Raw genomic sequence first — 26,481 nt, forward strand, 5'->3', positions numbered from 1 at the left:
TTCACTCGGCGCCGACGACGGAAAGGTGGCGGCCACGGTTGTCGAGCCAGGCGCCGACCGTCTCGGAAATATGGTTGAGGCCCTCAAGCCGCATGTTGGATCCGCTCATCGAAGGCGGCTGTCGATGCGGCAGGCGCTTCAGCGCGTCGGCCATGACGGCGGCGTCGGCCGATGCTTCCGGCAGAAGCATCTCGACGAGGCCAAGGTCGCTGGCGCGCTGCGCGCGCAACAACTGCTCCTCACGCGGCTTGACGCGGGGCACGATCAGCGCCGGTTTATCGAAGGAGAGGATTTCGCAATAGGTGTTGTAGCCACCCATCGCAACCACGCCGGCAGCGCCGGCGATCAGCTCTTCCATGTTGTTGTCGAATTCGATCACCTGAATATAGGGGATCTTCGATCCCTTCTGGACCAGCGTCGTTCGTTCGGCCGCGGGCATGTAAGGACCGAGCACGACCAGTGCCTTCTGCTGCAAGGTTGGGTCCTGCTCATAGGCATTCATCACGTCGTGCACGAGATCGGAGCCATCGCCGCCGCCACCCGTTGTGACGAGAATATAATCGTCGCTGCGCGCGTTAATCGATGTCTTGTTGGCCGAAACGCTGCGCTGCAGGAAGCCAACGAAGTCCATCTTGCGGCGAACGCTAGCGGGCACATCGAGGCCGACGAGCGGGTCATAGAAATCAGGCGGGCCGTAGACCCAGATCGAATCGTAATATTGATCGATCTTCTGCATCACGCCGTTCTTCTTCCACTCGGCGTCGAGCAGGTGAGGGGCGTCCATGATCTCGCGCAGGCCAAGCACAAGCGTCGTGCCGCGTGCCTTCAAATAGTTGAGCGTCTCCTCGACCTCACCCTTCAGTCCCATCGGCTCCTTGTCGACGATAAAGATGTCGGGCTGGAACGTTTCGGCCGTGTGGCGGATGATCGATTCGCGCATCTTCAGCGTATCCTGAAGATCGATATGGCTTGCCATCGAGGTGTATTCGCCGTTGCGCAGCTTGATGACGCTTGGGACCTTCACGAAGTCGACACGGGCGCGATAGTCGAAAGCCCCGGCGATTGTCGCGCCTGAGATGATCAGGATGTTCAGGCCGCGATAATCTTCGACCAGGGCATGCGCAATGGTCCGACAGCGGCGCAGATGGCCGAGCCCGAACGTGTCGTGGCTATACATGAGGATGCGTGCGTCTTCCAGGCGCCGGGCCATGGACATTCCTTCCGGGCTATACATCATCTAGCACCGCCGCTTTCAACGACGCTTGCGACGGATCACGGTGGATCGCCGCAGGCCGTTATTTGTAGGGATCAGCCGCATCGCGCAACCCGTCTCCCAGAAAGTTGAACGCCAAAATCACCAAGACCACAGGTATAATCGGGAAAAGCAACCACGGATAGAACGCAATAACACTTACGCTCTTGGCTTCCGTCAGCAGAATGCCCCAGCTGGTTATCGGCGGACGCAGGCCAAGCCCGAGGAAGCTCAGCGCGGTCTCGCCCAGGATCATGCTCGGAATGGAAATTGTTGCCGAGGCGATCAGGTGCGACATGAAGCCCGGCACGAGATGCCGCCCGATCACGCGCGAAGTGCTGGCACCCATCAGCTGGGCAGCCTGCACATAATCCTCTTCGCGCAATGCCAGCAGCTTGGAGCGCACGGCGCGCGCCAGACCGGTCCAGTCGATGATACCGAGAATGATGGTGATGCCGAAATAGATGACGAGAGGGCTCCACGTCACCGGCATGATCGCCGCCAGCGCCATCCACAGCGGCAGGCTCGGGAGCGATTGCAGCACTTCGATCAGGCGTTGCACGATCAGGTCGAACACGCCGCCACGATAGCCCGCAAGGCCGCCGATGACGATGCCGAGGCAGAAGCTGATCGAGATGCCGATCAGGCCGATCGTCAGCGAGATTCGGGCACCGTAGAGAATGCGCGAAAGCACGTCGCGCCCCAGCCGGTCGGTCCCGAGCAGAAACATCTGGCCGCCCTCGGCGGGGCAGACCATATGCAGGTTCGAATCGAACACGCCCCAGAACTTGTAGGCGTCGCCGCGGCAGAAGAAGCGGATCGGCTGCACATCGTCGGGCTTGTCGTTATAGAACCTGTGCAGCGTGTCCATATCCAGCGACATCGTGCGGCCATAGACGAACGGGCCGACGAACTTGCCGTCATTGAAAAAGTGCACACGTTGCGGCGGCGAGTGGATGAAATCGACGTTTTTGGTGTGCAGCCCGTAGGGCGCCACGAATTCCACGACGACGATCATCAGGTAGACGGCGATCAGGAAAACCGCCGAGGCCAGCGCCAGGCGGTGCTGCTTGAACTTCCACCACATCAGCTGCTTTTGCGAAGCCAGGTGGATGCGCGATTGCGCCGCCGTCATCGTTTCGGTCGCCATCGGATCGAATGGCGCGGTCGAGACATAGTGCGGCATCGGTGCGCCGGGTGGGGGCAAGGGCGACATTATTTGGTGCTCCTGCCTTGCAGGCGAATACGCGGGTCGAGGAAGCCAAGGGCGATGTCCGAGATCAGCACGCCGATGACGTTCAGGAAGGCCAGAAACATCAGGAAGGAGCCGGCCAGATACATGTCCTGGCTCTGCAGCGCCTTGATCAGCATCGGGCCGGTGGTCTCAAGCGACAGCACGATCGCGACGATTTCCGCGCCAGAGATGATCGAAGGCAGGATCGAGCCGATATCGGCGACGAAGAAGTTCAGCGCCATGCGCAGCGGATATTTGAGCAGTGCGCGCAGCGGATGAAGACCCTTGGCGCGCGCAGTCACGACATATTGCTTCTGCATCTCATCGAGCAGATTGGCGCGAAGCCGCCGGATCATGCCTGCGGTACCCGCTGTGCCGACGATGATTACGGGGATCCACAAATGCGAGAGGATCGATCTCGCCTTTTCCCAGCTCATCGGCTCTGCGAGATATTTCTGGTCCATCAGATGGCCGATCGACACCCCGAACCAGATGTTGGCGAAATACATGAGGATCAGCGCCAGCATGAAGTTCGGAATGGCTATGCCGAGCAGGCCGAACAGCGTCAGGCCGTAGTCACCCCAGCTATACTGGTGGGTCGCGGAATAGATGCCGATCGGAAAGGCGATCAGCCAGGTCAGGAGAATGGTGGCGAAGGAGACCAGAATGGTCAGCCACAGCCGGTCGCCCACCACTTCGGAGACCGGGAGCTGGTATTCGAACGAATAGCCGAAGTCGCCATGCAGCATGCCGCCGACCCAGTAGAAATAGCGGACCACGGCCGGCTTATCGAAACCGTACTGTTTCCTGAGTTCCTCGATCTCCTGCAGGTTGGCGTTCTCGCCCTGCGCGCGCAATTCGGCAATCTGGCTTTCGAAGAAGTCGCCAGGCGGCAGTTCGATAATTGTGAAGACCAGCGCCGAGATGATGAACAGCGTGGGCACCATGGCGGCGATGCGCCAGAGGATATATCTCAACATCGCTCAGGCCTCCTTGAACCAGAAGGTGTCTGGCATGTAGATGCCGAGATAGGACGTCGGGTCGAAGCCATAGAGGCCCTGCTCCGGCACGTTCTGCAATTTCGCCGATTTCAGAATGGGTTGCAGCGTACTGTTGATCAATCCGATCGAGAAGACCTGCTGCGTGTAGAGCGACAGCATTTGGTGCCAGATCGCCTGGCGTTCCTCGAAGTGAGAGGTCGCACCCCAATGGCTGAGCAAGCTGACCAGCTGTTCGGCTTCGGGCAGGTCAGGCGCCGTTCCAGCTTGCCCGGCTGACAAATGGTACATGCCCCAGAGAGGCCATTGCAGCTGGTCGTCCATGGTCGGCGCCAGCTGGCTGGGCGACATGTCGGCCGTCGCCACGCCATTGTCGATGCCGAACCAGATCGACATCATGATGCGTCCGCTCATGGCGCGGTCACGGAAGACGTCGCGTTGCGAGGTGCGGGTGTAAAGCGCAATGCCCACTTCGCGCCAGTGATCGCGCACCAGTTCGAGCACGTCGGTATCGAGATTGCTCTCGCCAGCGGTTTCCACCGTGATCTCGGCGCGGCGCCCATCCGGCAGCAGGCGGATGTCTTCGCTGTCGCGCTGGGTCAGCCCCAGTTCATCGAGCAGGCGGTTGGCTTCATCAGGATCATGGGCGATGAAGGCGTCGGCATATTCCTGCTTGAACAGCGGACTATCCGGAAGCACGGTGTCGGCGCTCGGCTTGCCGAGGCCGTAGAAGGCCACCATGTTGATTTCGTGCCGGTCGACCGCGAGCGAAAGCGCGCGCCGGAAGCTCGTCTCGCGGAAAAGCTTGCGCCAGACATCGTCGGCACAATTGAGGTTCGGCAGCAGCGCCACGCGTGAGCCGCGCACCTGTTTCCAGAGATTGACCTTCACGGGGAAGCGCTTTTCCGCGTCCTTGAGGTAGGTGTAGTCGTTGAAATCGACGCCAGTGGCCTGCAGATCGGATTCGCCCGCGCCCGCCTTGGCGGCGATGATCGAGGACGAGCTGACACCCATGATGAACCGGTCGATGTAAGGCAGCTGAACGCCGTTCTCATCGATCCGGTGGAAGAACGGATTGCGCACGAAGACGAACTGTTCGGCCGGCGGCGGCGTCGTGTTGACCCACGGATCGAGCGTCGGCAGGTCGGGATTTTCCGGGCGCGAGGCGCGCGACATCTTGATGTGCAAATCGGCCCATTTCTTGACCCGGTTCTGCTTCATCAGCGCGGACAGACGAAAGTCGTCCTGATACTTCTTGTGGAATTGCTTGAGATAATGCGCCGGCCCGTAGATGACCAGCGGCAGGGGGCCGGCGAGCGCCGGCATGAAGTTCGGGTTCGGCCGGTCCCAGGTGTAGCGCACGGTTAGGGGATCAAGCACCTCGAAGCGCGGCAGGTTGCCATGCGGGCGAAGCTCTAGCGCGCCGCCTCCCGGCGTCAGATCCTTGTTGAGGATGACATCTTCCCACCAGTAGCGGAAATCATCCACCGTAAACGGCGATCCGTCTGACCAGCGATGGCCTTCGCGCAGGTGGAAGGTGAAGACGGAGTCGTTTTCCGAGGTGAAGCCCATCAGGATGTCGGGCTGGAACTGCAGCTTGGTATCGTAGCCGATCAGCCTGGAATAGCCGTAGACCGTCATGTAGCGGATGTCTTTCGCGCTGCCGATGATCGTACGCACGGTGCCGCCATAGACGCCGGGCTGCCGCCCGGTGGCCTTCATGTTGATGATTCTCGGGTGGGTCGGCAGGCGCTCCACCATCGGCGGGATGCGATCGGCCCGCAGCCAGTCGCGCAGGAATTCGGGCTCAATGTCCCGATCGCCTACTGCTTTCGCCAGTGATGGTGAAATCGCCGCGCCAACCAGTCCGCCGATGAAGCCACGACGCGTTACCATGCGCGCAACTCCTTCGCGTCGGCGCCTTTTCGCGCGCGCACGAAATGCCCGTTGCCGAGATCGGCATAGTCGAGTTCCGATGCGTCGTCGTGCTCGGCGGTAAAGGTCACGCCCCAATTCTGCTTGTCGGCCGCGCCGTTCCTGCGCAATGCCTCGAAGTCGAGCGGACGGTCGAGATCGGGGAAGGGGACGGCTGCCAGGAGCGACTTGGTGTAGGGGTGGACGGGATCGCGCAGGATGATCTCGCGGGGTGCGATCTCGACGATGCGGCCCTTGCACATGACCGCGATACGATCGGCCATGTAATCGACCACGGCCAGATTGTGCGAAATGAACAGATAGGTCAGTCCAAGCTCCTTCTGGAGATCCTTCAGGAGATTAAGGATCTGCGCCTGCACCGAAACGTCGAGTGCCGAGACCGGCTCGTCGAGGATGATGAGCTTCGGTCCGAGTGCCAGTGCGCGCGCGATCCCGATGCGCTGGCGCTGGCCGCCGGAGAAGCTGTGCGGATAGCGGTTGAGATAGCGCTTATCCAGCCCGATCGCACCCATCAGCGCTTCGACCTTGCGATTACGCTCCGCGCTGTCGCCACGATCGTGGATCTCCAGCGGCTCGCTGAGAATGTTGCGCACGGTCATGCGTGGTGACAGCGACGATACGGGGTCCTGAAAGACCATCTGGATATTGGTGCGCAGCTCCTGCAGATCATCGCCGGTGACGGACAGGACATCGACGACATCCTTGCCGTCGTTGAAGATCACCGAGCCGCTGTCCGGCGACATCGCCCGCATGAGTATCTTGCTGACGGTGGTCTTGCCGCAGCCGGATTCACCGACGAGGCCAAGGCATTCGCCGCGACGAATATCAAAGCTGACATCGTCGACCGCGCGGACGCCCGCGTGATCGCGCATGCCGAACAGGCCGCGATTGCGTGTCTTGAAGGTCTTGGTCAGATTGTTGACCGACAACAGCACCTCAGGCCCTTCGGCCGCCACCTTGGCCTTCTTCTTGCCGACGAGGGATTCGAGATTGACCGGAACGTCGCGCAGCGCCTTCAGCCGCTCGCCTTCCTTCATGTCGAAGTGCGGAACGGCGGCCATCAGACCCTTGAGATAGGGGTGCTGCGGATTGCGGAAGATCGATTCCACCGGCCCGGCTTCCATGATCTCGCCATGGTAGATCACCACGACTTCGTCGGCCATGTTGGCGACGACGCCGAGATCGTGGGTGATCAACAGCATCGCCATGCCGAGCTTGTGCTGGAGATCGCGTAGCAGTTCGAGGATCTGCGCCTGGATCGTCACGTCGAGCGCGGTGGTTGGCTCGTCGGCGATCAACAGGGCTGGGTTGCAGATGAGCGCCATGGCGATCATGGCGCGCTGGCGCATGCCGCCCGACAGCTCGAAGGGGTACATGTCGAACGTGCGCTTCGGATTGGCGAAGCCGACGAGGCCGAGCATCTCCTCCGTCTTCTGCCGCGCTTCCTTCTTCGTCGCGTCGGTGTGGATCAGTAGCGACTCGCTGATCTGGTTGCCCACAGTGTGCAGCGGCGACAGCGACGTCATCGGCTCCTGGAAGATGGTCGCCATGCGCCGGCCGCGCAGATCGCGCATCTCCTCGCTGTCCCGCGAATATTTTAGGATATCGGTGGCTTTGCCATCCAGCGGGTCGGTGAAGAGAATGCTTCCCGATGCCTGCGCGGGATTGGGCAGAATGCCCATGATGCTCTGGCTGATGACCGACTTGCCCGAGCCGGATTCGCCGACAAGCGCCGTCACCTTGCCCGGCAAAATGCGCAAATTTGCGTTCTTTACGACACGCAGCTTGTCGCCGAAAACCGAGAAGGAGATATCCAGATTTTCGATGCGCAGCAGATCGGACGCGGACGCCATACCAATGAAATTCCCCAGTTTTCTTCGTTCCCGTTACGAAGACACTAGCGTACGGCAATCAGGGTGTCCAGTTGATGACGAACACATTGAAATTGGGGACATTTCAGCATTTTTATCCAGCCTAACCCAGGCACGCTGCCTAAAGCGACTATTGCATGAACTTGTCCGCCGTTGGCGCCTTGGCGTGCTTGCGCGCATCGCGGTGCAAGAGGATGACCTGCTCGGCCTCCGACAGTGCGTCCTGGGGCACGTCGTGGAAGCTCTGCTCGGTATGCGGATGCGGGGCCGGCGCATGCGGTTGCAGCACCGTGATCTTCTGGCGCACGCCACGTAGCTTTTCCTCGCCCAGCGTCGTCCATTCACCGCCGCAATAGCCAGCGAAGGCCTGGCTTGCGACGACCTCCCGCGAATATTTCTTGGTCAGTGATTGCAGCCGCTGGACCTCGTTGACGGCTGAGCCGAAGGCCGAAAACGTCAACCTGTCCTTCAAGCCGACATTGCCGAACATGACGTTGCCGACATGCAGGCCGATGCCGTAGGCAATCTTGCCGAGGCCATTGGCCTGCCGCTCGCTGTTGAGCTCGGCCACCCGCGATTGCGCCTGGTGAACGGCAGACAGTGCCGACTGACATGCGATCTTCGATGGGTCCTTGTGGCGGCCGCAGGGGTAGACGGCTAGGAAGCCGTCGCCGATGAAGCTCAGGATCTCGCCGCCATTGCGGTTGAAAGGTGCCGCGATCGCATCGAAGAACTGGTTCAGCGTATCGATGTAATTCTGGCGGCCTTCCTTTTCGGCATAGACCGTCGATTGGCGCATGTCGCCCATGACAAGTGCTGCGCGGATGGTTTCCCCATCGCCGCGTCGGATCTGGCCGTTCAGCACACGCTTGCCCGCATCGCCGCCGAGATAGGTGGTCAACATGTTGTTGGCGAGCTTGCCGAGCACCGCCATCTTGGCAGCAACGGCGAGGTGGTTCTGCATGCGCAGCAGGGCGTCGATCATGTCGTCGGAAAAGCCGGAATGGCTGTCGGTCGACCACGAACCCATCATGCCCTGCACCGAGCCATCGCCGAAAGGCTGCACGAAGGCGAGATAATCGGTGATCCGCTCGGCGCGCAGATCGGCGAAAACAGGAAATTCCACCGGCCCATCCGCGGGGATATGGCGACGGATATGCTGCAGATTGTTGTCGAGGAGATAGTAGTAAGGGCTCTGCAGGAACCGATCAGGCTTCTGCCCCGCCGCGTGGCGATACCCCTCGATCGTCACCCCGCTTGCTCTTCGCCAGGTGAAGCTGAGCGCATCGTACAGGGGATGCAGCATCGAGAAGGTCAGGTGAACGCGCGCGATCGGAAGGCCGGCGGCCGCGATGCGCTCGCAAAAGCCGCGAACGATGTTTTCGAGATCGTCGCCAGCGAGCGACGAATTCGTCAGCCACTCAGCAACACGGTCCAGTAGAATTGAAGAAACCCGAGTATCGATCGCGCCCATGCCTGCCAATATCCTCATAAGGCGCGTCACCCCCGAAAAACGTCGGATACTCGTCCAGCCGCACCGTGTGCGCCAGGCGAAATGAGGATGAACGAGCAGTATTATTGTGTCAACGATCCGCCACAGCGGCGGAGGTACCTGTCAGGCCACAGGTGAATGCGGCCGGATAAGCTGCCTTTTGATGGTTGGTTATACACCCTAGATAGGTCCGCCATCCGCGCGAAACAATGGGCGCGGACCAAATTCCGCTGTTCCTCCAGATGTCTGCGGGAGGCCGAGTCATTTTAGCAACACCGCGACGAACGGCCTGCCAGATGACACCGCGTGTTCACGTTCGCGTCAGTTGCCCAATATGCCTTTTGGCGGGTTTAATTCGCGGCGATCTTACACTAGATCAGAGTTCCTTTCTGTTTCAGGCGAGACTCGCTTTGCAAAGCACCTCTGTATTCGACGATCTTTCCAACAAGATCGAGACCCGCTCGGCGCGCGCCGGCATCATCGGCCTCGGCTATGTCGGCCTGCCGCTCGCCATGGCGATCGCCCGTAGCGGCTTTGCGGTCACCGGCTTCGATGTCGATCCGAAGAAGATCGTCGCCATCGACGCGCGCAGCTCCTATATCGATGCGGTCACCAGCGCCGACCTGCAGGCTCAGATCGATGCCGGCCGCTTTGCCGCGACGACCGAATTTACCGGCCTAGCCGAATGCGACGTCATCATCATCTGCGTGCCGACGCCACTCACCAAGCACCGCGATCCGGATTTGTCTTTCGTAGAGGCGACTGCGCGCACGATTGCCGAGCATCTCCGCCAAGGCCAGCTCGTTGTGCTGGAATCGACGACATATCCTGGAACCACTGACGATGTGGTGAAGGTCATCCTTGAGAAAACCGGCCTGAAATCGGGAACCGACTTCTTCGTCGGCTTTTCGCCGGAACGGGAAGATCCCGGCAACCAGCATTTCAACACGGCCACGATCCCGAAGGTCGTCGCCGGCGATGGTGCCGAGGCCCTGTCGCTGATGTCCGCCTTCTATGGCGCTGCCGTGAAGACGGTGGTTCCGGTGTCGTCGAATGCCACCGCCGAAGCCGTCAAACTGACGGAAAACATCTTCCGGTCGGTCAATATCGCCCTCGTCAACGAGCTCAAGACCGTCTACGCGGCCATGGGCATCGACGTCTGGGAAGTGATCGATGCGGCCAAGACCAAGCCGTTCGGCTACATGCCGTTCTACCCGGGACCGGGGCTGGGCGGTCACTGCATCCCGATCGATCCCTTCTACCTCACCTGGAAGTCGCGAGAATACGAGCTTCCCACCCGTTTCATCGAGCTCGCCGGCGAGATCAACTCGGCGATGCCGCGCTATGTGGTCGGCAAGCTTGCCGAAGCGCTGGATATCCGCGTCGGCAAGGCGCTGAGCCGTTCGCGCGTTCTCATGATCGGCCTCGCCTACAAGAAGAACGTCGCGGATATTCGCGAGAGCCCGTCCTTGCGGCTGATCGAGGTGATCGAGGAACGTGGCGGCCGGGCGGATTATCACGATCCGCATGTGCCGGAAATCCCGTCCACGCGTGAGTATCAGGCGCTGAAGGGTCGGCAGTCCGTTGAACTCACCGACGAGGTGCTGGGAGGCTATGACGCGATCCTGATTGCGACGGATCACGACGGCGTCGACTACAAGCGTCTTGCCGAAAGCGGTGCGCTGATCGTCGACACGCGCAACGTCTTCGCGCGGCTGGGGATTGCCGCCGAGACCATCATCAAGGCGTGATTTCGTCGATCGACAACGTCTTGCCGGTCATCTGGCTGGCGGCGACAGCGTAGCCGCCGCTTGCTCCGTCGATGAAATGCATATGATCGCGCGATAGCGGCGTCGGCACGAAGCAGGTCATCAGTGCCGATGTCTGGCTGTGAAGGCCATAGCGCGCGATACCGTCGGCCTGCGCCTCTTCAAGCAGCGCCCGGATCATACCGAGGCGATGCGCATCGATGTCGAGCGTCATTTTCAGGCCATCGTCGAATTTGCGAAAGTCTGAATTGCCGGCCACATCGCGCTTGTAGCGCCGCGCATCGAAAGTTCCGAGCTTCAGGTTCAGTTTATGCAGGATCACCGTCAGCGCGATCTGCAGCATGATGAAAATGCGTTGCCGCAGCCTCCCGGTGCGCGGCGCGGTCGCGCGGGCTTCCCGGTTGATACCCTTCAGCGAGAAACCAAGCGCCGGCCCATCGGCCGGAACCGGATGCGCGTCGCGGCTCTGTTCGGCGGATATGCCGACCACATCGCTGACCAGCTGCCGGAACTCCGGCGTCACGCCCCGCTCGCCCGGCACCGCGATGATCGAGGCGATTTCGCCATTGCGGGATTCGATTGGGTTCCAGCGGCAGGAAAGGCCGGTCAGATCCGGGCGCGTGCCCGCCGGCGCCGGCTCGATGGCGTAACGCCCTTCCTTCATCTGCCGCTCGGCCCAGTTGCCGCCGCCGCCGGCAAACATCGCGTAGCTGACAAACGGGCTTGCCGAATATCGGGCGACGCGCACATCCAATCCCTCACGCCTGACGTCGCTGAGCGGCACCAGGGCAACGCGCAGCGTCAGCTGCAGATCTTCCTCGGCCCATCGCTGGGCGGCGGCAAGCGCTTCGCGCGCCGCCGTTTCCATCGAGCCGGGCAGGGCGACGATCGCGCCGTCGCCGCCGAAAACGAAGGGATAGTCGCCCTTTCCGAGCGCATTCAGCACGGCGGAGATGACGCTCGCACCGGCCATGTTCACGTCCTTGTAGCGACCATCCATGATCGCCTGCGTCGACCCGACGATATCGGCAACCGCCAACACCCAATCATCGGGCAGACGCCGATAGTTGTTGGTATCGGTCACGCCCTCGAATTGGTCGAAGACCGGCACGCTGGCGAAGAAGCTGTCGTCGGGAATGTCGTTCATGTGAGAGTTAGAACAGACAGGCCGATCTGCGGCAATGACATTTTGGGCGCAGGCCTATCTTGCCCAATTCCAATGCGTCACGCGGGCGGCGAAGACGATAACCTTCATGTGAGTTTGCCAGGCAGCCGCGCATGTCGGCTTGCACGCTTGACCCTTTGCCGCTAGCTCTGTCGCCAACATCCATGCTTGCAACGCGTGGCTGCGAAACCGCGAGATATCGGCTTTGCGGCAAACGCCAACGGCAGGCATGCATCCATCCCATAGGCGTGATGTCTTCGCATCCGCTCTCAAGAACTACGAACGGACACAGTCGCAAATGAGCCGCCTCGACAGCTTCATTCGCCGTTTGACGGCCCAGCGTGATATTCTGAACTCCATCGTCGATCTCGTTCAAAAGATAGACGGCCCCGTGCTCGAATTCGGGCTTGGCAATGGCCGCACCTATGATCATCTCCGCGAGCATTTCCCCGATCGCCGCATCATCGCCTTCGACCGCGATGTGCGCTCCTACTCGTCCTCGACGCCGCCGGCCGAGAACATGGTGACCGGCGAGATTCGCGAATCGGGCCAAGCCTTCCTCGGCATCGGTGCTGCTCTCGCGCATGCCGATATTGGTACGGGCCACGACGAGATCGACGCGGTGACGCTGACGTGGCTGCCGCAACTGATGGTTGGCGTTCTGGCAATGGGCGGGATCGCCGTCAGCGGTCTGCCGATCGAGCGGCCCGAGCTCGAGCCGCTGCCGCTTCCGCCAGGTATCAAGGAAGGCCGCTACTATCTTTACCGTCGGCGCTGATCAGGGCAGGAACAGCACGTCGTACTGATCGATGTCGCGGGGCAGGTCCTTCACCGGCATTTCTTTCTCTTCGTCTTCGAAGAAGACGAGGCAGCGATCGTAGAAGCCGGCAAGCATGGCGATGAATTCACCTGTCTGAGCGGGGCCGTAAAAGCTTGGGGTGAACTCCATGTAGAGTGGCACGCGGCGCGATAAGAGTGGCACCATGGACCGACATGCCACCGGCTCATATCCCTCGATATCCATCCAGACGAGGCCAATCGATGCAGGGTCGATCGAAAGATCAGCCAGGATCTCCGTCACCGGCCGAACGGGGACGCTGATCTTCGTGTCGCTGGCGCTCTGCTGGATCGCGCTGCTCTTGCCATGGTTATTGGCATTCATGAAGAAATCGATCTCGCCCGACATGTCGCCGGCAGCGCAATTGACCGCCGTAACTTTCTCGTCGAGCCGATTCTGCCGCAGATTGAGCTGCAAAAGCGGGAAGTTGCGAGGATCGGGCTCGATCGTGACGATGTGCCGATAAGCGCCGTTGAGCGCGAAATACACCGTCTGCGTGCCGATATTGCCGCCGATCTCCAGCAGATGGCTGTCACCTCGCAACAGGCCGCGCTGCCGCAGGATCGTCAGCAAGCGATCGACGTGATCGCGCTCGAAATGCCCTTTGCGGAACACCTTGCGGCCGATGTAGTCGGAAGGCGAGAAGGTCATCAGGTGGTCGCCGGCATCGACCGTCATCGAGACGACGCGCGGTCCGATGCTCTCGATCAGGATACGGCGGCCGGTGCGCGTATCTAACAGCTTGCGGGCGATCGCGTTGCGCATCTTGCGCCAGCGCTTCATCCAGTATTTGGCGGTCAGCCGCGATTGGCCGGGCATCAGGTCTGTCCTTCGAGCAGTTCGATCGCCTTGTCTCGCGGAATGACGTAGACTTTCAAGGGCAGCGCGCGGCCTCTGACGCTGATTTCACGACTTTCTATGCCGCCCATGTCGGCACCGGCGAGAGCCGCTACCGGTTCGGAGACGACAAGCGCGACCTCGAATTCCTTCGCTACGGCCTCCAGGCGGCTGGCGACGTTCACCATGTCGCCGATCGCCGTCGTGCTGCGGGCGCGGCCGAAGCCCAGCGTTCCCACCACCGCCGGGCCGGTATGGATGCCGATGGCGATGCGCAGCGGCATCGACAGCTCGTCCGATAGCTCTTCGCTCAGCTTTTCGATGTCGCGCGCGATCGATGCCGCAGCCGTGAGTGCTTGGCGGCAAGCCTCCTCGGGCGAAGTTCCGATGCCGAAGAGCGCCATGGCGCCATCGCCGATGAACTTGTCGACACGGCCACCGGCCTTCTCGACCGCATTGCCGACCAGCGCGAAATAGCGGTTGAGCAGGAAGACGATATCGAAGGGCAGGCGGTCTTCGGTCAGCGCCGTGAAGTCGCGTATGTCGCAGAAGAGAACGGCGATCTCGCGCTCCCGGCCGGGCGTCGTTTCCTGGGTGTTGGCGGGCAGGGCGGTCTCCGTCGCGCGAAGCAGAAGCGGCACCACGGTCACGTCTTGCGTCGGGCGCAGCTGGCAGGCAAGCCGGACATCGGGTGCGGCGTTGATCCGCTTCAGCGTCGATTGCTCCATCCGGTCGGGGGCAGGGAGTGCCTCGAGATTGCTCAGCACCTGCACCCGGCAGGTGGAGCACTGGCCCTTGCCGCCACAGACGGAATAATGCGGTATCCCACCAAGTCTACTTGCTTCAAGGACCGTGAAGCCGCGCGGAACGCGCACCACTTCCCCGCCCTGATAATGCACCGTGATCTGGTCGACACGTTCCCTCCAGCGACGGTGCGTTCTGGCCGCGATGACGAGGAACAAGGCGCCCGCGAACGAGCCGTATAGCCCGGTGCGGATCATCCTGACTTCCGCGATCGCCTCCGGGTCCTTCATGTAGCGAGAATTGAGGTTGGATTCGTAGCGACTGCTATCTGCAATGCCCTCGTAGGCCGGTTCGGCAATGGTACGACCCATCTCGATGAAGCCGAGAATGGCGAGAACCGGCACAAGAATGGCCACGACCAGCAGCGACGCCGCGATATCGGTGTACCAGTTGCGATAACGCAGCCAGTAGTGCAGCCCGATGCAGCCGTGGAACCATACGAACACGAGCGCGACCACCTGGCGCAGCCCATTGCCGGGCGCGTTGATCCACAGCGTGCGCATGATGGTTTCGTAATTGTCGCGATAGCCGTAGAGCGCGTGAACGACACGCGTGCCGATCACGTGGTCGATCAACAAGATGGGAATTGCCAGACCGAGAATGATCTGGGCAAGCTCGCCCTTGGGCATGACAAGGCTGCGACGGATGTAGATCGAGCGCAACACCAGTGCGATATGGGTGAAGATCGCGCCGTAAAGCGCCAGCGTGCCGACCGGATTACGCCACAGCGCGGTGAAAAACCGCCGGCCGTCTTCCGCCGCCGAAACGGAAATGAGGCCGAGCGCATGATTGGAAAAATGCAGGAACGCGAAGGCGAACATGACAAGGCCGGAGCCGAGCCGCGCACGCCTTATCGAGCGTTCCGAAAAAATGCTGCTGACTGCGCCGCTCGCCATTCAATACCGTTCTTGAAACCCAAATCACATTTGCACTAGTGATAGGGCAATTGAGGTTTTATTGCCGCCTTTCGACCGTCCGTGCACGTCACATGTTCGTCAGCAAGCCGTAAGGATGAAGACCATAGCAAACTTTCGCCCGGCGGGCACAGGGGCCGGTCTTGAACACTGCGTCTCAAAGTGCGTGACCGCATGCGCATAGCATTCTACGCACCGCTGAAATCGCCCAACCATCCGGTGCCCTCGGGAGACCGGCTGATGGGCCGGCTGCTGATCCGCGCCTTGCAAATGGGCGGCCATACGGTCGAGGTCGCATCCGAATTCCGCAGTTTCGCATCGACGCCGGACGCGGCGGCAAAGGTCGAGGGCGAGGCGGCCTTGGAGCTACAGCGGCTCCGGGCTGCGTGGTCGGGCGGGGACAAGCCTGATCTTTGGTTCTGCTATCATCCTTATTACAAATCCGTCGATCCGTTCGGGCCTGTGCTCTGTGCGGAATTCGGCGTTCCTCTTGTCACTGCGGAAGCATCCTACTCTCCCAAACGCGATCAGACAGACTGGGCGCCGTATCAGGCGCGGATCGGCGCGATGGTTAGGGATGCCGCGGTCAATATCGGCTTCACGCGGCGCGACCGACAGGGTTTGGAGAGGGCAATCCCCGAGGCGCACGTCGCGGCACTCGCTCCTTTCATCGATACGGCGGCATTTGAAGGCCTCCAGCCAGTGCCGGAGCCCACACGGCTGATCACGGTCGCGATGATGCGCGCCGGCGACAAGATGCAGAGTTACGCGATGCTCGCCGAAGCGCTGACCACGATAAGGGACAAGCCTTGGACGCTTGCGATCGTGGGTGACGGTCCGATGCGTGGTGAGGTGGAACGCCTATTCGCAACATTCGAGCCGGGGCGGATCGATTGGCTCGGAGAGCGTGGAGCTGACGATATCGTCCAGGAGCTTGGAAGATCGGGCATCTACGCATGGCCGGGCTGCGGCGAGGCGTATGGGCTTGCCTATCTCGAGGCACAGGCGGCCTGCCTGCCTGTGGTCGCGCAGGACACGGCGGGCGTTCCGGAAGTTGTCCAGTCTGGCTTGACCGGATTGCTGACGGCTGAAGGGGATATCGCCGCCTACGCTTCGGCGATCAGCGAACTGCTCGACGATGCCTCGAAACGCACCGAGATGGCGAACGCGGCACGCCGCTTCGTCCTGAACGAACGATCGCTTGCGATTGCGGCAAAGGCGATCGACGAGATTTTATGCAGATACATAGGAAAACAATGATGACGGCTCACGACATCTGGGCGCCATTGCGGGCTGAGCTCGACCGGTGGCAGGCCGCCGGCAAGATCGCCCGTTTCTGGCTTCGCGACGACGATGCGATCGAGCCTACGCCGGCGCTGGACAAGCTGCTGAAGTTGACCGCCGATGCCGGTGTGCCACTGACGCTCGCCGTCATTCCGGCGTCCACGGGCGAGCCGCTTGCCGCGCGGCTGGCTGAGGAGCGGCATGTGCTGGTGGCCTTGCATGGATGGTCGCATACCAATCACGCGCCAGCTGACGAAAAAAAGCAGGAACTCGGCGCCCATCGCGCGCCGGAAATCGTGCTCGGCGAACTGCGCGACGGCTTTGCCATTCTGCAACGGCTGTTCGGCCTGCGCTTCATCTCGATGCTGGTGCCGCCCTGGAACAGGATCAACGGCGCGCTTATCGCGGAATTGCCGGCGCTTGGCCTTGAGACCCTGTCCGTCTACGGAGCGGCGAAAGCGGGAAGCCCGATACGGCCACTGAATACCCACGTCGATATCATGAACTGGCACGGCATCCGTGGCGGCAGGCCGCATGACGAGCTGGTAGCTGACGTGGTGAAGGAACTGCGGGCGCGCTTCGATGATGATGCGGAGCCGATCGGCATTCTCACGCACCATCTCGTGCATGACGAAACCGCCTGGGCGTTCCTCTCCGACCTTATGAACGAGACGAGCGCCCATCCCGCCGTCGCTTGGAAATCGGCGGCGTCTTTGGTCTAAGCCTAGAGTTCGAGAACCTGGTTGTCGCGAGCTGCGAACGAGCTCGGGAAGGCGGCCTGTGCCTGCTTTTCCATGTCTTCCAGTTGCGCATCGGTTCGCGAGGGGGCGTGGTGGAAGAGTGCGAACTGTTTCGTGCCCGCCATTTTCGCCAGTTCGATGCCGTGCTGCCAGGTCGAGTGGCCGAAGCCCTTGAAGCGCTGCATTTCGTCTTCGTTGTAAGTGCAGTCGTAGACGGCGAGATCGACGTCTTGCATCATTTCCAGCGCGACGGGATCATGGCTGCCGGGCGTGTGCTCGATATCGTAGACCAGCGCGATGGAGCGGCCCTGATACTCGACGCGATAGCCGATCGCGCCGCCAGGGTGGTTCAGCATGAAGGTCTTGATCTTGACGCCCGGATGCGGCTCCAGAATTTGTCCGGCATGAAAGTCGCGGAAGCTCATCGTCGCCTGGCAGATGTCGGTCTTCACAGGGAACCATGGCGGGCTGATGAACTGCTCGATCATCTCGCGCGTGGTCATCTTGCCATCGAGATGGCCGGACCAGATGCGCAGATCGATCGACGGATAGTAAATGGCCTTGAAGAACGGCAGCCCGATGATGTGGTCATAGTGACAGTGGCTGAAGAACAGGTCGACGTCGCGGACCTGCTCGTTGAGCATGCAGAGCCCGGCCTCGCGGGCGCCGGAGCCCGCGTCGAAGATCATACGGTGTTCGCCACAGCGAATCTCGATGCAGGAGGTGTTGCCACCATAGCGATCGAACTCGGGTCCGGAGACCGGGATACTGCCGCGAACGCCCCAGAACTTAACTTGAAAGAGATCTTTACTCATCGCTTTTTCAAAATGGTCCGACCCCACCGCGCTAACGTGATCATCATTTGATGCCAAGCGTGGCATTCCACAAGCCGTCTTGTTTTACGTACCGCATCCACCCTATCAAACCGACCGGTGGAATTTCTTAAGCAACCGGGTTTTGTCGCAGAAAGCAACAGCTTATGGTTCGATTTTCGTAAATTGCGGTGCGCTTTTGGCCAGCTTGCAGTGCCGAATCCTGATTTTCCTTCAAAATATATGGGAATTCGCATACGGGAATGCAAATGGCGGCCGATCCCACTAAAGTCTAGCATTTGCGCTTGCTCTCGCTCGACGCCCATCGTTGGTCGTGCAATGATCCCAACGCGTCGCCGCCCAATCGCCCGATTTTCCGCGACGGCATCTTCATGGCATTCAGTCTTCAAGTTCGCGTCCAACACAGGACGATCCGTGTTGAAAACGAGGTGGTGCGTGGCAGGCGATGCTGATCATGGTTCGATTGCGAGGAAGAACGGCTACTTCATCACGGCCGTGGTGATCGCGATGCTGGCAGGATTGCCGCTGGCGGTGTGGATGGATGTGAGCAATCTCTCGCAAAGCGCGCTGAAGCGGCAAGCTCAGGACATGAGCTCGCTGATAACAAGCATCCGCTCCTACTACGCAACCAATGTCGTCGGCCGGATACTGGCGGCACACGCGGCTGGAATGGATACCGGCACGCCGGTCACCCACGAATACGCCACCATTCCCGGCGCGATCCCCATACCCGCCACGCTCTCGCTCGAACTCGGGGACGTGATCAAGCAACAGCAGGCGAATATCACTTATCGCTTCGTTTCCGACCTGCCGTTCAACAAGCGGGCGCCGCATGATCTCGACCGTTTCGAGACCGCGTCTTTGGCCGCGCTGCGGGCCAACCCAAAACAGACCTTGAGCGATATCAACCGGAGCGGATTTACCAATACCTTTCGTCTGGTGACCCCGGTGCTCATGGCGCAGGCCTGCGTTGCCTGCCATAACACGCATCCCGAAAGTCCGAAGAGGGACTGGAAGATCGGCGACGTTCGCGGCATTCAGGAGGTCATCATCCGGCAGCCCTTCGCCGCCAACGTTTTCGCCTTCAAATACCTGTTGCTTTACTTTCTTTGTTCAGCCGGTCTCGGCATGGCGTTGATTTTTCTGCAACAACGTCAAGCGGCATTGATCCAGGGCTTCAACCGCGACCTGGAATCCGCCAACGAATTCCTGGCCAGCATATCGATGAAAATCTCGCGTTATCTTTCGCCACAGATCTACAAGGGGATTTTCAGCGGCCAGAAGGATGTCGTGGTTCATACCGAGCGCAAGCGGCTGACGATCTTCTTCTCCGACATCAAGGATTTCACGGCGACCACCGAACGCCTGCAGCCGGAGGCGTTGACGGAGATGCTCAACGAATACCTGACCGAGATGTCGGCGATCGCTCTGAAGCATGGCGGCACGCTCGACAAGTTCATCGGCGACGCCGTGCTTGTCTTTTTCGGCGATCCCGAAACCAATGGCGCGGCGGAGGATGCGAAAGCCTGCTTGAAGATGGCGATCGACATGCAGCACCGGCTTGGCGAGTTGAAAGCGAAATGGCGCGGCGACGGCACCGAAGAGCCGTTTGTTGTCCGCATGGGGATCAACAGCGGTTACTGCAATGTCGGCAATTTCGGCAGCAATGACCGGATGGACTACACGATCATCGGCGCCGAGGCCAATCTGGCCGCCCGCCTGCAATCGATCGCCGAGGGCGGCAAGATCGTGATCAGCTACGAAACCTATGCACTGGTGCAGGATATTGTCGACGCCACGCCACTACCGCCGATCACGATGAAGGGCATCCAGCGGGAGATCGAGCCCTATGCCGTCAATGGCCTGCTGCTTGGCGAGGATCACGCGATCCGCGTCATGAGCGAGCATTTCTCTGGGCTCGACCTGCACCTCGATCTTGGCCAACTGGACCCCAAGGAGCGCGCACGGGTGCGCGCGGCGCTTGCCGAGGCGATGGCAGCGCTCGATGAGCGCGATGCGCAGCGCTGATATAAATCCTCGCTGCTGCGCGCGCTCGGATTTCGCCTAGCCGCTCCTCGGGACGAACACGGCCATGCTTTCGCGCTCGACAGTCAGCGGTTCACTGATATCCAGTTTGTCGAACGGCTCGTCCGCACCAGTCGCCAGCACACGGCTCCACTCCTCGATCCCGTTTACGTGCGGCAGACGGACCTCGCAATCTCCGCCGGCGTTGAGCACCATGAACACACCAGCGCTCTTGTCAGCGTCAGGCGTGTGAGCGCTGTAGGACATGTAGACGCTGAGCAGGCGCAGTTCCGGATCGTTCCAATCCTCTTCGCCCATCTGCTCGCCATCAGGGCGGTACCAGGCGATTTCGGTGCGCCCATCCTCGCCGACGGCACCCGTCAGGAAGCGCTCCTGGCGAAGCTCGGGGTGGTCTTTGCGCAGCGCGATCATCTTCTGGCAGAAGCCGAGGAACGGATCGTCGAGACCGGACCAGTCGACCCAGCCGATCTCGTCGTCCTGGCAATAGGCGTTGTTGTTGCCGCCCTGGCTGTTGCCGACCTCGTCGCCGGCCACGATCATCGGAATGCCTTGGCTGAGAAGCAGCGTCGCCATCATGTTGCGGCGGCGGCGGGCGCGGGCATCCTGGACGCCGGCATCGTCGGTCGCGCCCTCGGCGCCCATGTTGTCGGAGTGATTGTCCGAATGGCCGTCGCGGTTGTCCTCGCCGTTCGCTTCGTTGTGCTTGTCGTTGAAGGACACCGTGTCCATCAACGTGAAGCCGTCATGGGCGGACAGGAGGTTGACCGATGATGTCGCCGCGCGGTCGGAGTGGTTGAACTGAAGTTGCGAACCGGTAAGGCGCGACGCGATGTCAGGCGCCATGCCGCCGTCGCCTTTCCAGAAACGCCTGGTGTCGTCGCGGAACTTGTCGTTCCACTCCCGGAACGGATGCGGAAAGCCGCCGACCTGATAGCCGCCTTCGCCGACATCCCAGGGCTCGGCGATCAGCTTCACGCCCGACAGGACTGGGTCTTGGCGGATCGCGCCGAAGAAGATGCCCTGGCGGTCGAAATCGAGGTCTTGGCGCCCGAGCGTGCTGGCGAGGTCGAAGCGGAAGCCATCCACGTGCATGACGCCGACCCAGTAGCGCAGACTGTCGAGCACCATGCGCATGACCATGGGGTGGGCGACGTTCAGCGTGTTGCCGGTGCCCGTCGTGTCATAGGTGTGGCGCGGATCGTCGGGGGAGAGGATGTAGTAGCTGGCATTGTCGAGCCCGCGGAAGGAGAGCGTCGGCCCGCGTTCGCTGCCTTCGGCGGTGTGGTTATAGACCACATCCATGATGACCTCGATGCCGGCGGCGTGGAACGCCTTCACCATAGTCTTGAACTCGGTGATCTTGCTTCCCGACAGGTATCGCGGCTGTGGCGCGAAGAAGCCCAGAGTCTGGTAGCCCCAGTAATTGGTGAGGCCCTTCTCAAGCAGATAGCGGTCGTTCGGAAAATGCTGGATCGGCAACAGCTCGATCGCCGAGATGCCGAGCTTGGTCAGGTGGTCGATGATCGGCTCGCTGCACATGCCGAGAAACGTGCCTCTCAGCTCGTCGGGCACATCAGGATGCGTCATCGTCATCCCGCGCACGTGCGCTTCATAGATGATCGTGTCCGTCCAGGTTCGGCGGATTGCCTGATCGCCATCCCAGTCGAAATCCGGGTCCTGCACGATCCCCTTGACCATATACGGCGCGCTGTCGCGGTCGTCGAAAGAGAGGTCGTCATCCTTGGCGCCGATCGTGTAGCCGTAGAGTGCGTCGTCCCATTTGAGTTCGCCGAGCACCTGCTTGGCGTAGGGGTCGAGCAACAGCTTGTTCGGATTGAACCGATGGCCAGCCTTCGGCTCGTAAGGGCCGTGGGCGCGATAGCCGTAGACCGTGCCGGGGCCAACGCCGGCGATGTAGCCGGACCAGATGTCGCCCTCGCGCTTTGGCAGCGCCATTCGCGCGACCTCCTCTTTGCCATCGGGCGAGAAGAGGCAGAGCTCCATCTGTTCGGCGTGGGCGGAAAACACCGCGAAATGCGTTCCCTGGCCGGTATATTCAGCACCGAGTTCGGGCTTGAGAAAGTCGAGTTCTGAAAACGAAAAGCTCATCGAACGCCCCCGCTTGGTTGTTAGCCTGCAGGGAACGTTGTTGCGCTGCAAAAGTTCCTTGGATCACAGCGCGAGCGTATCGATTTGCGCCACTGAAGATCAGGGCATCAACTGTCCGCCATTGACCTCGATGATCTGGCCCGTGACGTAGCCTGATAGCGTCGGCGATGCGAGAAACAGATAGGCGCCGACGCAATCCTCCGGCGTGCCGACGAAGCCCATCGGGATCGACTTACGCTGCATCTCCATCTGCTCGTCGTTGGTGTAGCGTTCATGGAACGGCGTGGCGATCACGCCTGGCGCAACCGCGTTGACGCGAATGCGGTCGGGCACGAATTCCTTCGCATGGCCGCGGGTGATGGTGGAGACGAAGCCCTTGGCGGCCGCGTAAAGAATGGCGCCGCCACCGCCGCCGTTTCGCGCGGCAATCGATGTGGTGTTGATGATGAAGCCTCCCTGCTTCTTCAGCCAGGGATGGGCCGCGCGGGTGGCGGCCAGCACGGAGCGGGCATTGAGGTCCATCACCTTCTCGTAGTGCTCGTCTGTGAATTCCGAGGTTGGCTTGCGACCGAGCATGCCTCCGGCATTGTTCACCAAGCCATCAAGATGGCCGAATGTCTTGGCGGTTTCTTCGACAACACGCTCGGTCTCACCCTCCTTCGACACGTCGCCATGCACGAGATGGACGTGGCCGCCCGCCGTCTTGATCTCGTCAGCCAGCGCTTCCGCCTGCTCGCGGCTCGAATTGTAATGAATGCCGACCTTCATCTCCTGTGCCGCAAGCGCCCTGGCGAGTGCCGCGCCAATGCCTGTCGAAGCGCCGGTGATCAGAACGGCCTTGCCGGCCAGATCGGGAATTTTGATTGCCACAAGCAATTGCGCAAGATGTGCCATGAAAACGATCTCCCAGTTTTATCGAAAGGCCGACGCGCGTCCGGCCAAGATGATGTCCCGCCGGGATTAGATTGGAGATCAGTTGCCTGCGTCAAGCTCCGGATAGTGACGGAAGATGCCGTCTTCGTTGAAGGCGAGCCGGCGAGGGGAGGCGAGGTAGGCGGCGATCCGGGGACGCTCGCGCGCCGCCGCATGCAGATCGGCCAAGGCGGGGTAGTGGTTCTAGTAACCCTTCATCGCATTCGGAAATGCGTAGCAGAGACCTTCGATCACCTGGAATAGCGAGAGATCGACATAGGAAAGCTCCGAGCCGACGATGTGTCGCGAGCCGCTCGGGTTCTGTTGTAGTGCGCGCTCGAAATAGCCGAGATATTTCGGGATCCGCTCATCGATGAACGCCGCCGAACGCGCCTTCGCTTCGGCCTTCTGATCCTCGTAATAAAGTCCTGTCGAGATTGGATGGTGGGTATCGTGAATCTCGGAGACGAAATCCGTGATCGTCAACTGCAGCCCGTTCGCGGTGTAGCGCAGCTTTTCATCGGAGGGTGCGAGTCCGAGCTTCGGCCCGAGGTAGAAAAGGATGTTGGCGACGTGCGAAACCAGGATGTCGCCATCCTTTAGAAAAGGTGGAGCAAATGCGGTCGTCGGATTCAACCCATGATCCAGGATTTCCAGCATAGCATCGGTGCCCATGCCTGGCTGCTCGTGTCTCACGACGTCGACGTAATCGGCGCCCGCTTCCTCGAGTGCGAGGCGTACGAACTCGCCGCGTCCCTGAATACCGTTCCAATAGTAAAGTTGATAAGCCATCCGCGCCTCCCTGAGGGCGTCTGGTCGCTGGATCGTCGTGCAGACGCCGCCTGTTTAGATTATCGACGATCGGCACTTTCGCCGGTCGTTACTTGCGGCCATACCAGCGTGAAACCGCCGCGATGCGTTCGAATGCCGATCGGCGTATCGAAATGGCGGCTGGCTTTTCTCGGAAGAAGAAGGCCACGAGATTGTCGACAACGACGACAAGCAGCATGGCGAGCGCCAAATAGGCCGTTGCAGCAAGGACCAGGGTCGGCATTTTATCTCACACCGGAGCGATGAACATGTAGCAACCTGCTACAATGAGGGAAACGAGAATTACGTCGAAGTAGCTGCGGTTCATGACCATTCTCCCAGTTTTGCAGGAGAACCGTCAGAAGGTCACTTTTGTTCCATTGGGAACCGCCGCCACAGCACTTTTAAGTAAGTCCGAAATTGCGCTGCGATTGGAGATCTTGCTGGCATTCATTCAATACGACTGAATTAATGCAGAGATGTGACTGAAATGAAAACAGGGCGCCTTGGAGCGCCCTTTTAAATCAATAATTTGCAGAGATCATGCCGACTTTCGCGGCGTGGATTTCTTGAGCGCGGCTTTGGTCGCCTTGGCGGCGCTACTCACCTTGATCTCGGGAGCTGCGCGTTTGGTTCTGCTCTTGACTTCCTTGCCATCGGCGGACGCGGCGGACCCTTCGAGCGCGGCGCGCTCTTTCATCGCCTGTTGCCAATGTTCATGATCACGCCCGCTGGGGCGGCCTTCCTCTTCCCAAAGCGCATACGCGCGCTTCTGAACCCACTCTCTTTGAGTTTCCGTCATCGCCGATCTCCACTGCAGGGATGCCATCGTTCAAACGCGATACTGATTGAAGAGTTCCAGACGAATCGCATTGTTTCAAGTAATTTCTGACACACTGCAAAAATATATGTGGCGTTGCAGCACGATGCTTAACGAAGGCGCGGCATCTGCCCCAAATACGGGCATTCCGGTGCCGTGGCTGGCGCGGTTATACTGTCATCAGACCACGCCGAAGACCGGCCGATAGCGTTCCGTAGCGCCAATCAAGGGCGTGATTGAACAGTCCTGAATTGCCGCTATATCTTGGTGACATGTTTTATCTCATATCGACCTATTGGCCGCATATCCTGTTTGTTATTTCGTTGCTCATGGGGGCTGCCGCGGCAATCCACGCGACCATGACGAAGGAAGAAGTGCGCGCCGCGATCGGTTGGGTCGGCGTCATCGTCCTTTCGCCCATCGTCGGCGCCGTGCTTTACGCGATCGCCGGCATCAACCGCATCCGCCGCGCCTCCTTGAGCCTGCGCCGCGATGCACTGATGCCGCAGGCCGATCTCGATGAGCTGGAGACCTTCGACGCCGAAGCCGAGATCGTCATCAGCGGTTTCGGCCGACGTTTCGCCGCCCTCCAGACGCTCGGTGACCGCGTGGCGCGCAGCCCGATCGCCACCGGCAACACGATCGATATGCTCGAGACCGGCGATGATTGCTACGCCGCGATGAAGGCGTCGATCGACGGTGCCGAGCGAAGCGTTCTTCTCGAAACCTATATCTTCGACCGCGACCCGATTGGCCTCAGGATCGCCGATGCGCTGATCGCGGCGACGAAGCGTGGCGTGCAGGTCCGCGTGCTGATCGACGCCGTCGGCGCCCGTTACTCGGTGCCGAGCATCCTCGGTTACCTTGAGGATGGCGGTGTTTCCGTCTCCGTGTTCAACGGCAACGTCATTATTGGGCTGCGCTTGCCATACGCGAACCTGAGAACGCATAGAAAGATCGTGATCGTCGACGGCCGGGTGGCGCTGACCGGCGGGATGAACATCCGGGCGGGTTTCACGCGCGAGTTCGCCGGTGAAGACTTCGCGCGCGACACCCATTTCATGGTCACCGGACCCGTTGTCGCTGATCTCTTCGATATCGCCGCTGAGGACTGGCGCTTCACGACCGGCGAGGAGCTGACCGGCGACGAGTGGCGCATCGCAGCACCCGAGCGGGAGCCAGGTGATCCCGTCTTCATGCGCGTGGTCGCTTCAGGACCTGACAGAAGGGTGGAGACGAACCACAAGATGCTGATGGGCGCCTTCTCGGTCGCCCGCACGTCGATCAAGATCATGTCGCCTTACTTCTTGCCGGATAGGGAACTGATCAGCGCGCTGGCGACGGCGGCGCGCCGGGGCGTCGAGGTCGACATCGTAGTTCCCGCCGCCAACAATCTCGTTCTGGTCGACAGGGCAATGACCGCGCAATTCGACCAGATCGTCAGCAACTACTGCCGCATCTGGCGCGCCAGCGGCGCGTTCAGCCATTCGAAGCTGCTGTCGATCGACGGCGTCTGGTCCTATGTCGGCTCGTCCAATCTCGATCCGCGCTCGCTGCGGCTGAATTTCGAGATTGATCTCGAAGTGTTGAACGAGGGCTTTGCCAACGAGATCGAGGAGCATATCGACGAGGCGATCCGCTCCGCAGCGCCGGTTACGCTGCAAGGCTTGCGGTCCGCGCCGTTTCCGGTGCGCCTGCTGAACAAGGTCCTCTGGCTCGGCTCGCCCTATCTCTGAGCAATTTTTGCGTGCTCTGACATGGCAAGTTTGAGCTGAGCGCCTATACTGAAGCCAGGGAACCCATTCGCTTCATGGAGCA

General features: G+C 60.7%; 20 protein-coding genes and 1 pseudogene. 6 read left to right on the top strand and 15 right to left on the bottom strand.

The window, feature by feature from the left end; all coding sequences use genetic code 11:
• Position 1: 1 nt before the first annotated feature.
• The 6 genes from ACIQUB_RS21155 to ACIQUB_RS21180 all read right to left on the bottom strand — a co-directional run bounded on the left by ACIQUB_RS21155 (position 2) and on the right by ACIQUB_RS21180 (position 8,764).
• Positions 2-1,210 (bottom strand): glycosyltransferase family protein, encoded by a 1,209-nt coding sequence (locus tag ACIQUB_RS21155; RefSeq protein ID WP_402931827.1) that lies wholly within the window; start codon positions 1,208-1,210, stop codon positions 2-4.
• A gap of 85 nt (positions 1,211-1,295) precedes the next feature.
• Positions 1,296-2,468 carry an ABC transporter permease gene (locus ACIQUB_RS21160; RefSeq protein ID WP_402931829.1) on the bottom strand — a complete coding sequence of 391 codons (1,173 nt, stop codon included), beginning with the start codon at positions 2,466-2,468 and terminating at the stop codon, positions 1,296-1,298.
• On the bottom strand, positions 2,468-3,466 hold the full coding sequence (locus ACIQUB_RS21165; protein WP_047504155.1) for an ABC transporter permease: 999 nt from the start codon (positions 3,464-3,466) through the stop codon (positions 2,468-2,470). Before ACIQUB_RS21165 ends, ACIQUB_RS21160 begins: the two co-directional genes overlap by 1 nt.
• A 3-nt stretch (positions 3,467-3,469) precedes the next feature.
• Positions 3,470-5,380 (bottom strand): ABC transporter substrate-binding protein, encoded by a 1,911-nt coding sequence (locus ACIQUB_RS21170; protein ID WP_402931832.1) that lies wholly within the window; start codon positions 5,378-5,380, stop codon positions 3,470-3,472.
• A complete protein-coding gene (locus ACIQUB_RS21175) occupies positions 5,374-7,272 on the bottom strand; it encodes an ABC transporter ATP-binding protein (protein WP_402931834.1) in 1,899 nt (632 codons plus the stop codon). Before ACIQUB_RS21175 ends, ACIQUB_RS21170 begins: the two co-directional genes overlap by 7 nt.
• Positions 7,273-7,420: 148 nt before the next feature.
• On the bottom strand, positions 7,421-8,764 hold the full coding sequence (locus tag ACIQUB_RS21180) for an adenylate/guanylate cyclase domain-containing protein (RefSeq protein WP_047504149.1): 1,344 nt from the start codon (positions 8,762-8,764) through the stop codon (positions 7,421-7,423).
• A 428-nt stretch (positions 8,765-9,192) separates the two neighbouring features.
• Between ACIQUB_RS21180 and ACIQUB_RS21185 the strand changes: the two genes are divergently transcribed.
• On the top strand, positions 9,193-10,533 hold the full coding sequence (locus ACIQUB_RS21185; protein ID WP_402931837.1) for a nucleotide sugar dehydrogenase: 1,341 nt from the start codon (positions 9,193-9,195) through the stop codon (positions 10,531-10,533).
• Here the strand turns inward: ACIQUB_RS21185 and ACIQUB_RS21190 are convergent.
• On the bottom strand, positions 10,523-11,698 hold the full coding sequence (locus ACIQUB_RS21190) for a DUF3095 domain-containing protein (RefSeq protein WP_402931839.1): 1,176 nt from the start codon (positions 11,696-11,698) through the stop codon (positions 10,523-10,525). The genes ACIQUB_RS21185 and ACIQUB_RS21190 overlap by 11 nt on opposite strands.
• Before the next feature lie 316 nt (positions 11,699-12,014).
• Here ACIQUB_RS21190 and ACIQUB_RS21195 point away from each other — a divergent pair, with 316 nt between their 5' ends.
• The gene (locus ACIQUB_RS21195) at positions 12,015-12,494 is read left to right on the top strand and encodes a class I SAM-dependent methyltransferase (protein ID WP_402931841.1); all 480 of its coding nucleotides are present in this window, start codon (positions 12,015-12,017) and stop codon (positions 12,492-12,494) included.
• On the opposite strand, the gene ACIQUB_RS21200 is transcribed toward ACIQUB_RS21195, so the two are convergent.
• Both ACIQUB_RS21200 and ACIQUB_RS21205 read right to left on the bottom strand, forming a co-directional pair.
• Positions 12,495-13,373 carry an FkbM family methyltransferase gene (locus ACIQUB_RS21200; RefSeq protein ID WP_402931843.1) on the bottom strand — a complete coding sequence of 293 codons (879 nt, stop codon included), beginning with the start codon at positions 13,371-13,373 and terminating at the stop codon, positions 12,495-12,497.
• On the bottom strand, positions 13,373-15,091 hold the full coding sequence (locus tag ACIQUB_RS21205) for an adenylate/guanylate cyclase domain-containing protein (RefSeq protein ID WP_402931845.1): 1,719 nt from the start codon (positions 15,089-15,091) through the stop codon (positions 13,373-13,375). Before ACIQUB_RS21205 ends, ACIQUB_RS21200 begins: the two co-directional genes overlap by 1 nt.
• A 192-nt stretch (positions 15,092-15,283) precedes the next feature.
• Between ACIQUB_RS21205 and ACIQUB_RS21210 the strand changes: the two genes are divergently transcribed.
• A complete protein-coding gene (locus tag ACIQUB_RS21210) occupies positions 15,284-16,369 on the top strand; it encodes a glycosyltransferase family 4 protein (protein ID WP_402931847.1) in 1,086 nt (361 codons plus the stop codon).
• Positions 16,369-17,115, top strand: a complete 747-nt coding sequence (locus tag ACIQUB_RS21215; protein ID WP_402931849.1) for a polysaccharide deacetylase family protein — start codon at positions 16,369-16,371, stop codon at positions 17,113-17,115. Before ACIQUB_RS21210 ends, ACIQUB_RS21215 begins: the two co-directional genes overlap by 1 nt.
• Before the next feature lie 2 nt (positions 17,116-17,117).
• Here ACIQUB_RS21215 and ACIQUB_RS21220 read toward each other — a convergent pair whose 3' ends face one another.
• Positions 17,118-17,948, bottom strand: coding sequence for an MBL fold metallo-hydrolase (locus tag ACIQUB_RS21220; RefSeq protein ID WP_402931851.1), 831 nt, complete (start codon positions 17,946-17,948; stop codon positions 17,118-17,120).
• Between the two features lie 525 nt (positions 17,949-18,473).
• Between ACIQUB_RS21220 and ACIQUB_RS21225 the strand changes: the two genes are divergently transcribed.
• A complete protein-coding gene (locus tag ACIQUB_RS21225) occupies positions 18,474-19,994 on the top strand; it encodes an adenylate/guanylate cyclase domain-containing protein (RefSeq protein WP_402931993.1) in 1,521 nt (506 codons plus the stop codon).
• Between the two features lie 36 nt (positions 19,995-20,030).
• Here the strand turns inward: ACIQUB_RS21225 and glgX are convergent, their stop codons facing one another.
• The 5 genes and pseudogenes from glgX to ACIQUB_RS21250 all read right to left on the bottom strand — a co-directional run bounded on the left by glgX (position 20,031) and on the right by ACIQUB_RS21250 (position 24,645).
• Complete coding sequence (gene glgX, locus ACIQUB_RS21230) at positions 20,031-22,121, bottom strand: glycogen debranching protein GlgX (protein WP_402931853.1); 2,091 nt, start codon at positions 22,119-22,121, stop codon at positions 20,031-20,033.
• Between the two features lie 99 nt (positions 22,122-22,220).
• Positions 22,221-23,015 carry an SDR family NAD(P)-dependent oxidoreductase gene (locus tag ACIQUB_RS21235; protein ID WP_402931855.1) on the bottom strand — a complete coding sequence of 265 codons (795 nt, stop codon included), beginning with the start codon at positions 23,013-23,015 and terminating at the stop codon, positions 22,221-22,223.
• 78 nt (positions 23,016-23,093) lie between these two features.
• A pseudogene (locus ACIQUB_RS21240) lies at positions 23,094-23,825 on the bottom strand (glutathione S-transferase).
• An 88-nt stretch (positions 23,826-23,913) separates the two neighbouring features.
• Positions 23,914-24,087: a hypothetical protein gene (locus ACIQUB_RS21245; protein ID WP_402931856.1), complete on the bottom strand. Its 174-nt coding sequence runs from the start codon at positions 24,085-24,087 to the stop codon at positions 23,914-23,916.
• Between the two features lie 297 nt (positions 24,088-24,384).
• Positions 24,385-24,645 (bottom strand): DUF2934 domain-containing protein, encoded by a 261-nt coding sequence (locus tag ACIQUB_RS21250; RefSeq protein ID WP_402931858.1) that lies wholly within the window; start codon positions 24,643-24,645, stop codon positions 24,385-24,387.
• 290 nt (positions 24,646-24,935) lie between these two features.
• Between ACIQUB_RS21250 and ACIQUB_RS21255 the strand changes: the two genes are divergently transcribed.
• The gene (locus ACIQUB_RS21255) at positions 24,936-26,399 is read left to right on the top strand and encodes a phospholipase D-like domain-containing protein (protein WP_112949387.1); all 1,464 of its coding nucleotides are present in this window, start codon (positions 24,936-24,938) and stop codon (positions 26,397-26,399) included.
• Positions 26,400-26,481: the final 82 nt, after the last annotated feature.

Origin of the sequence: Rhizobium sp. NPDC090275, assembly GCF_044772225.1 — a bacterium.
Lineage (GTDB): Bacteria > Pseudomonadota > Alphaproteobacteria > Rhizobiales > Rhizobiaceae > Rhizobium.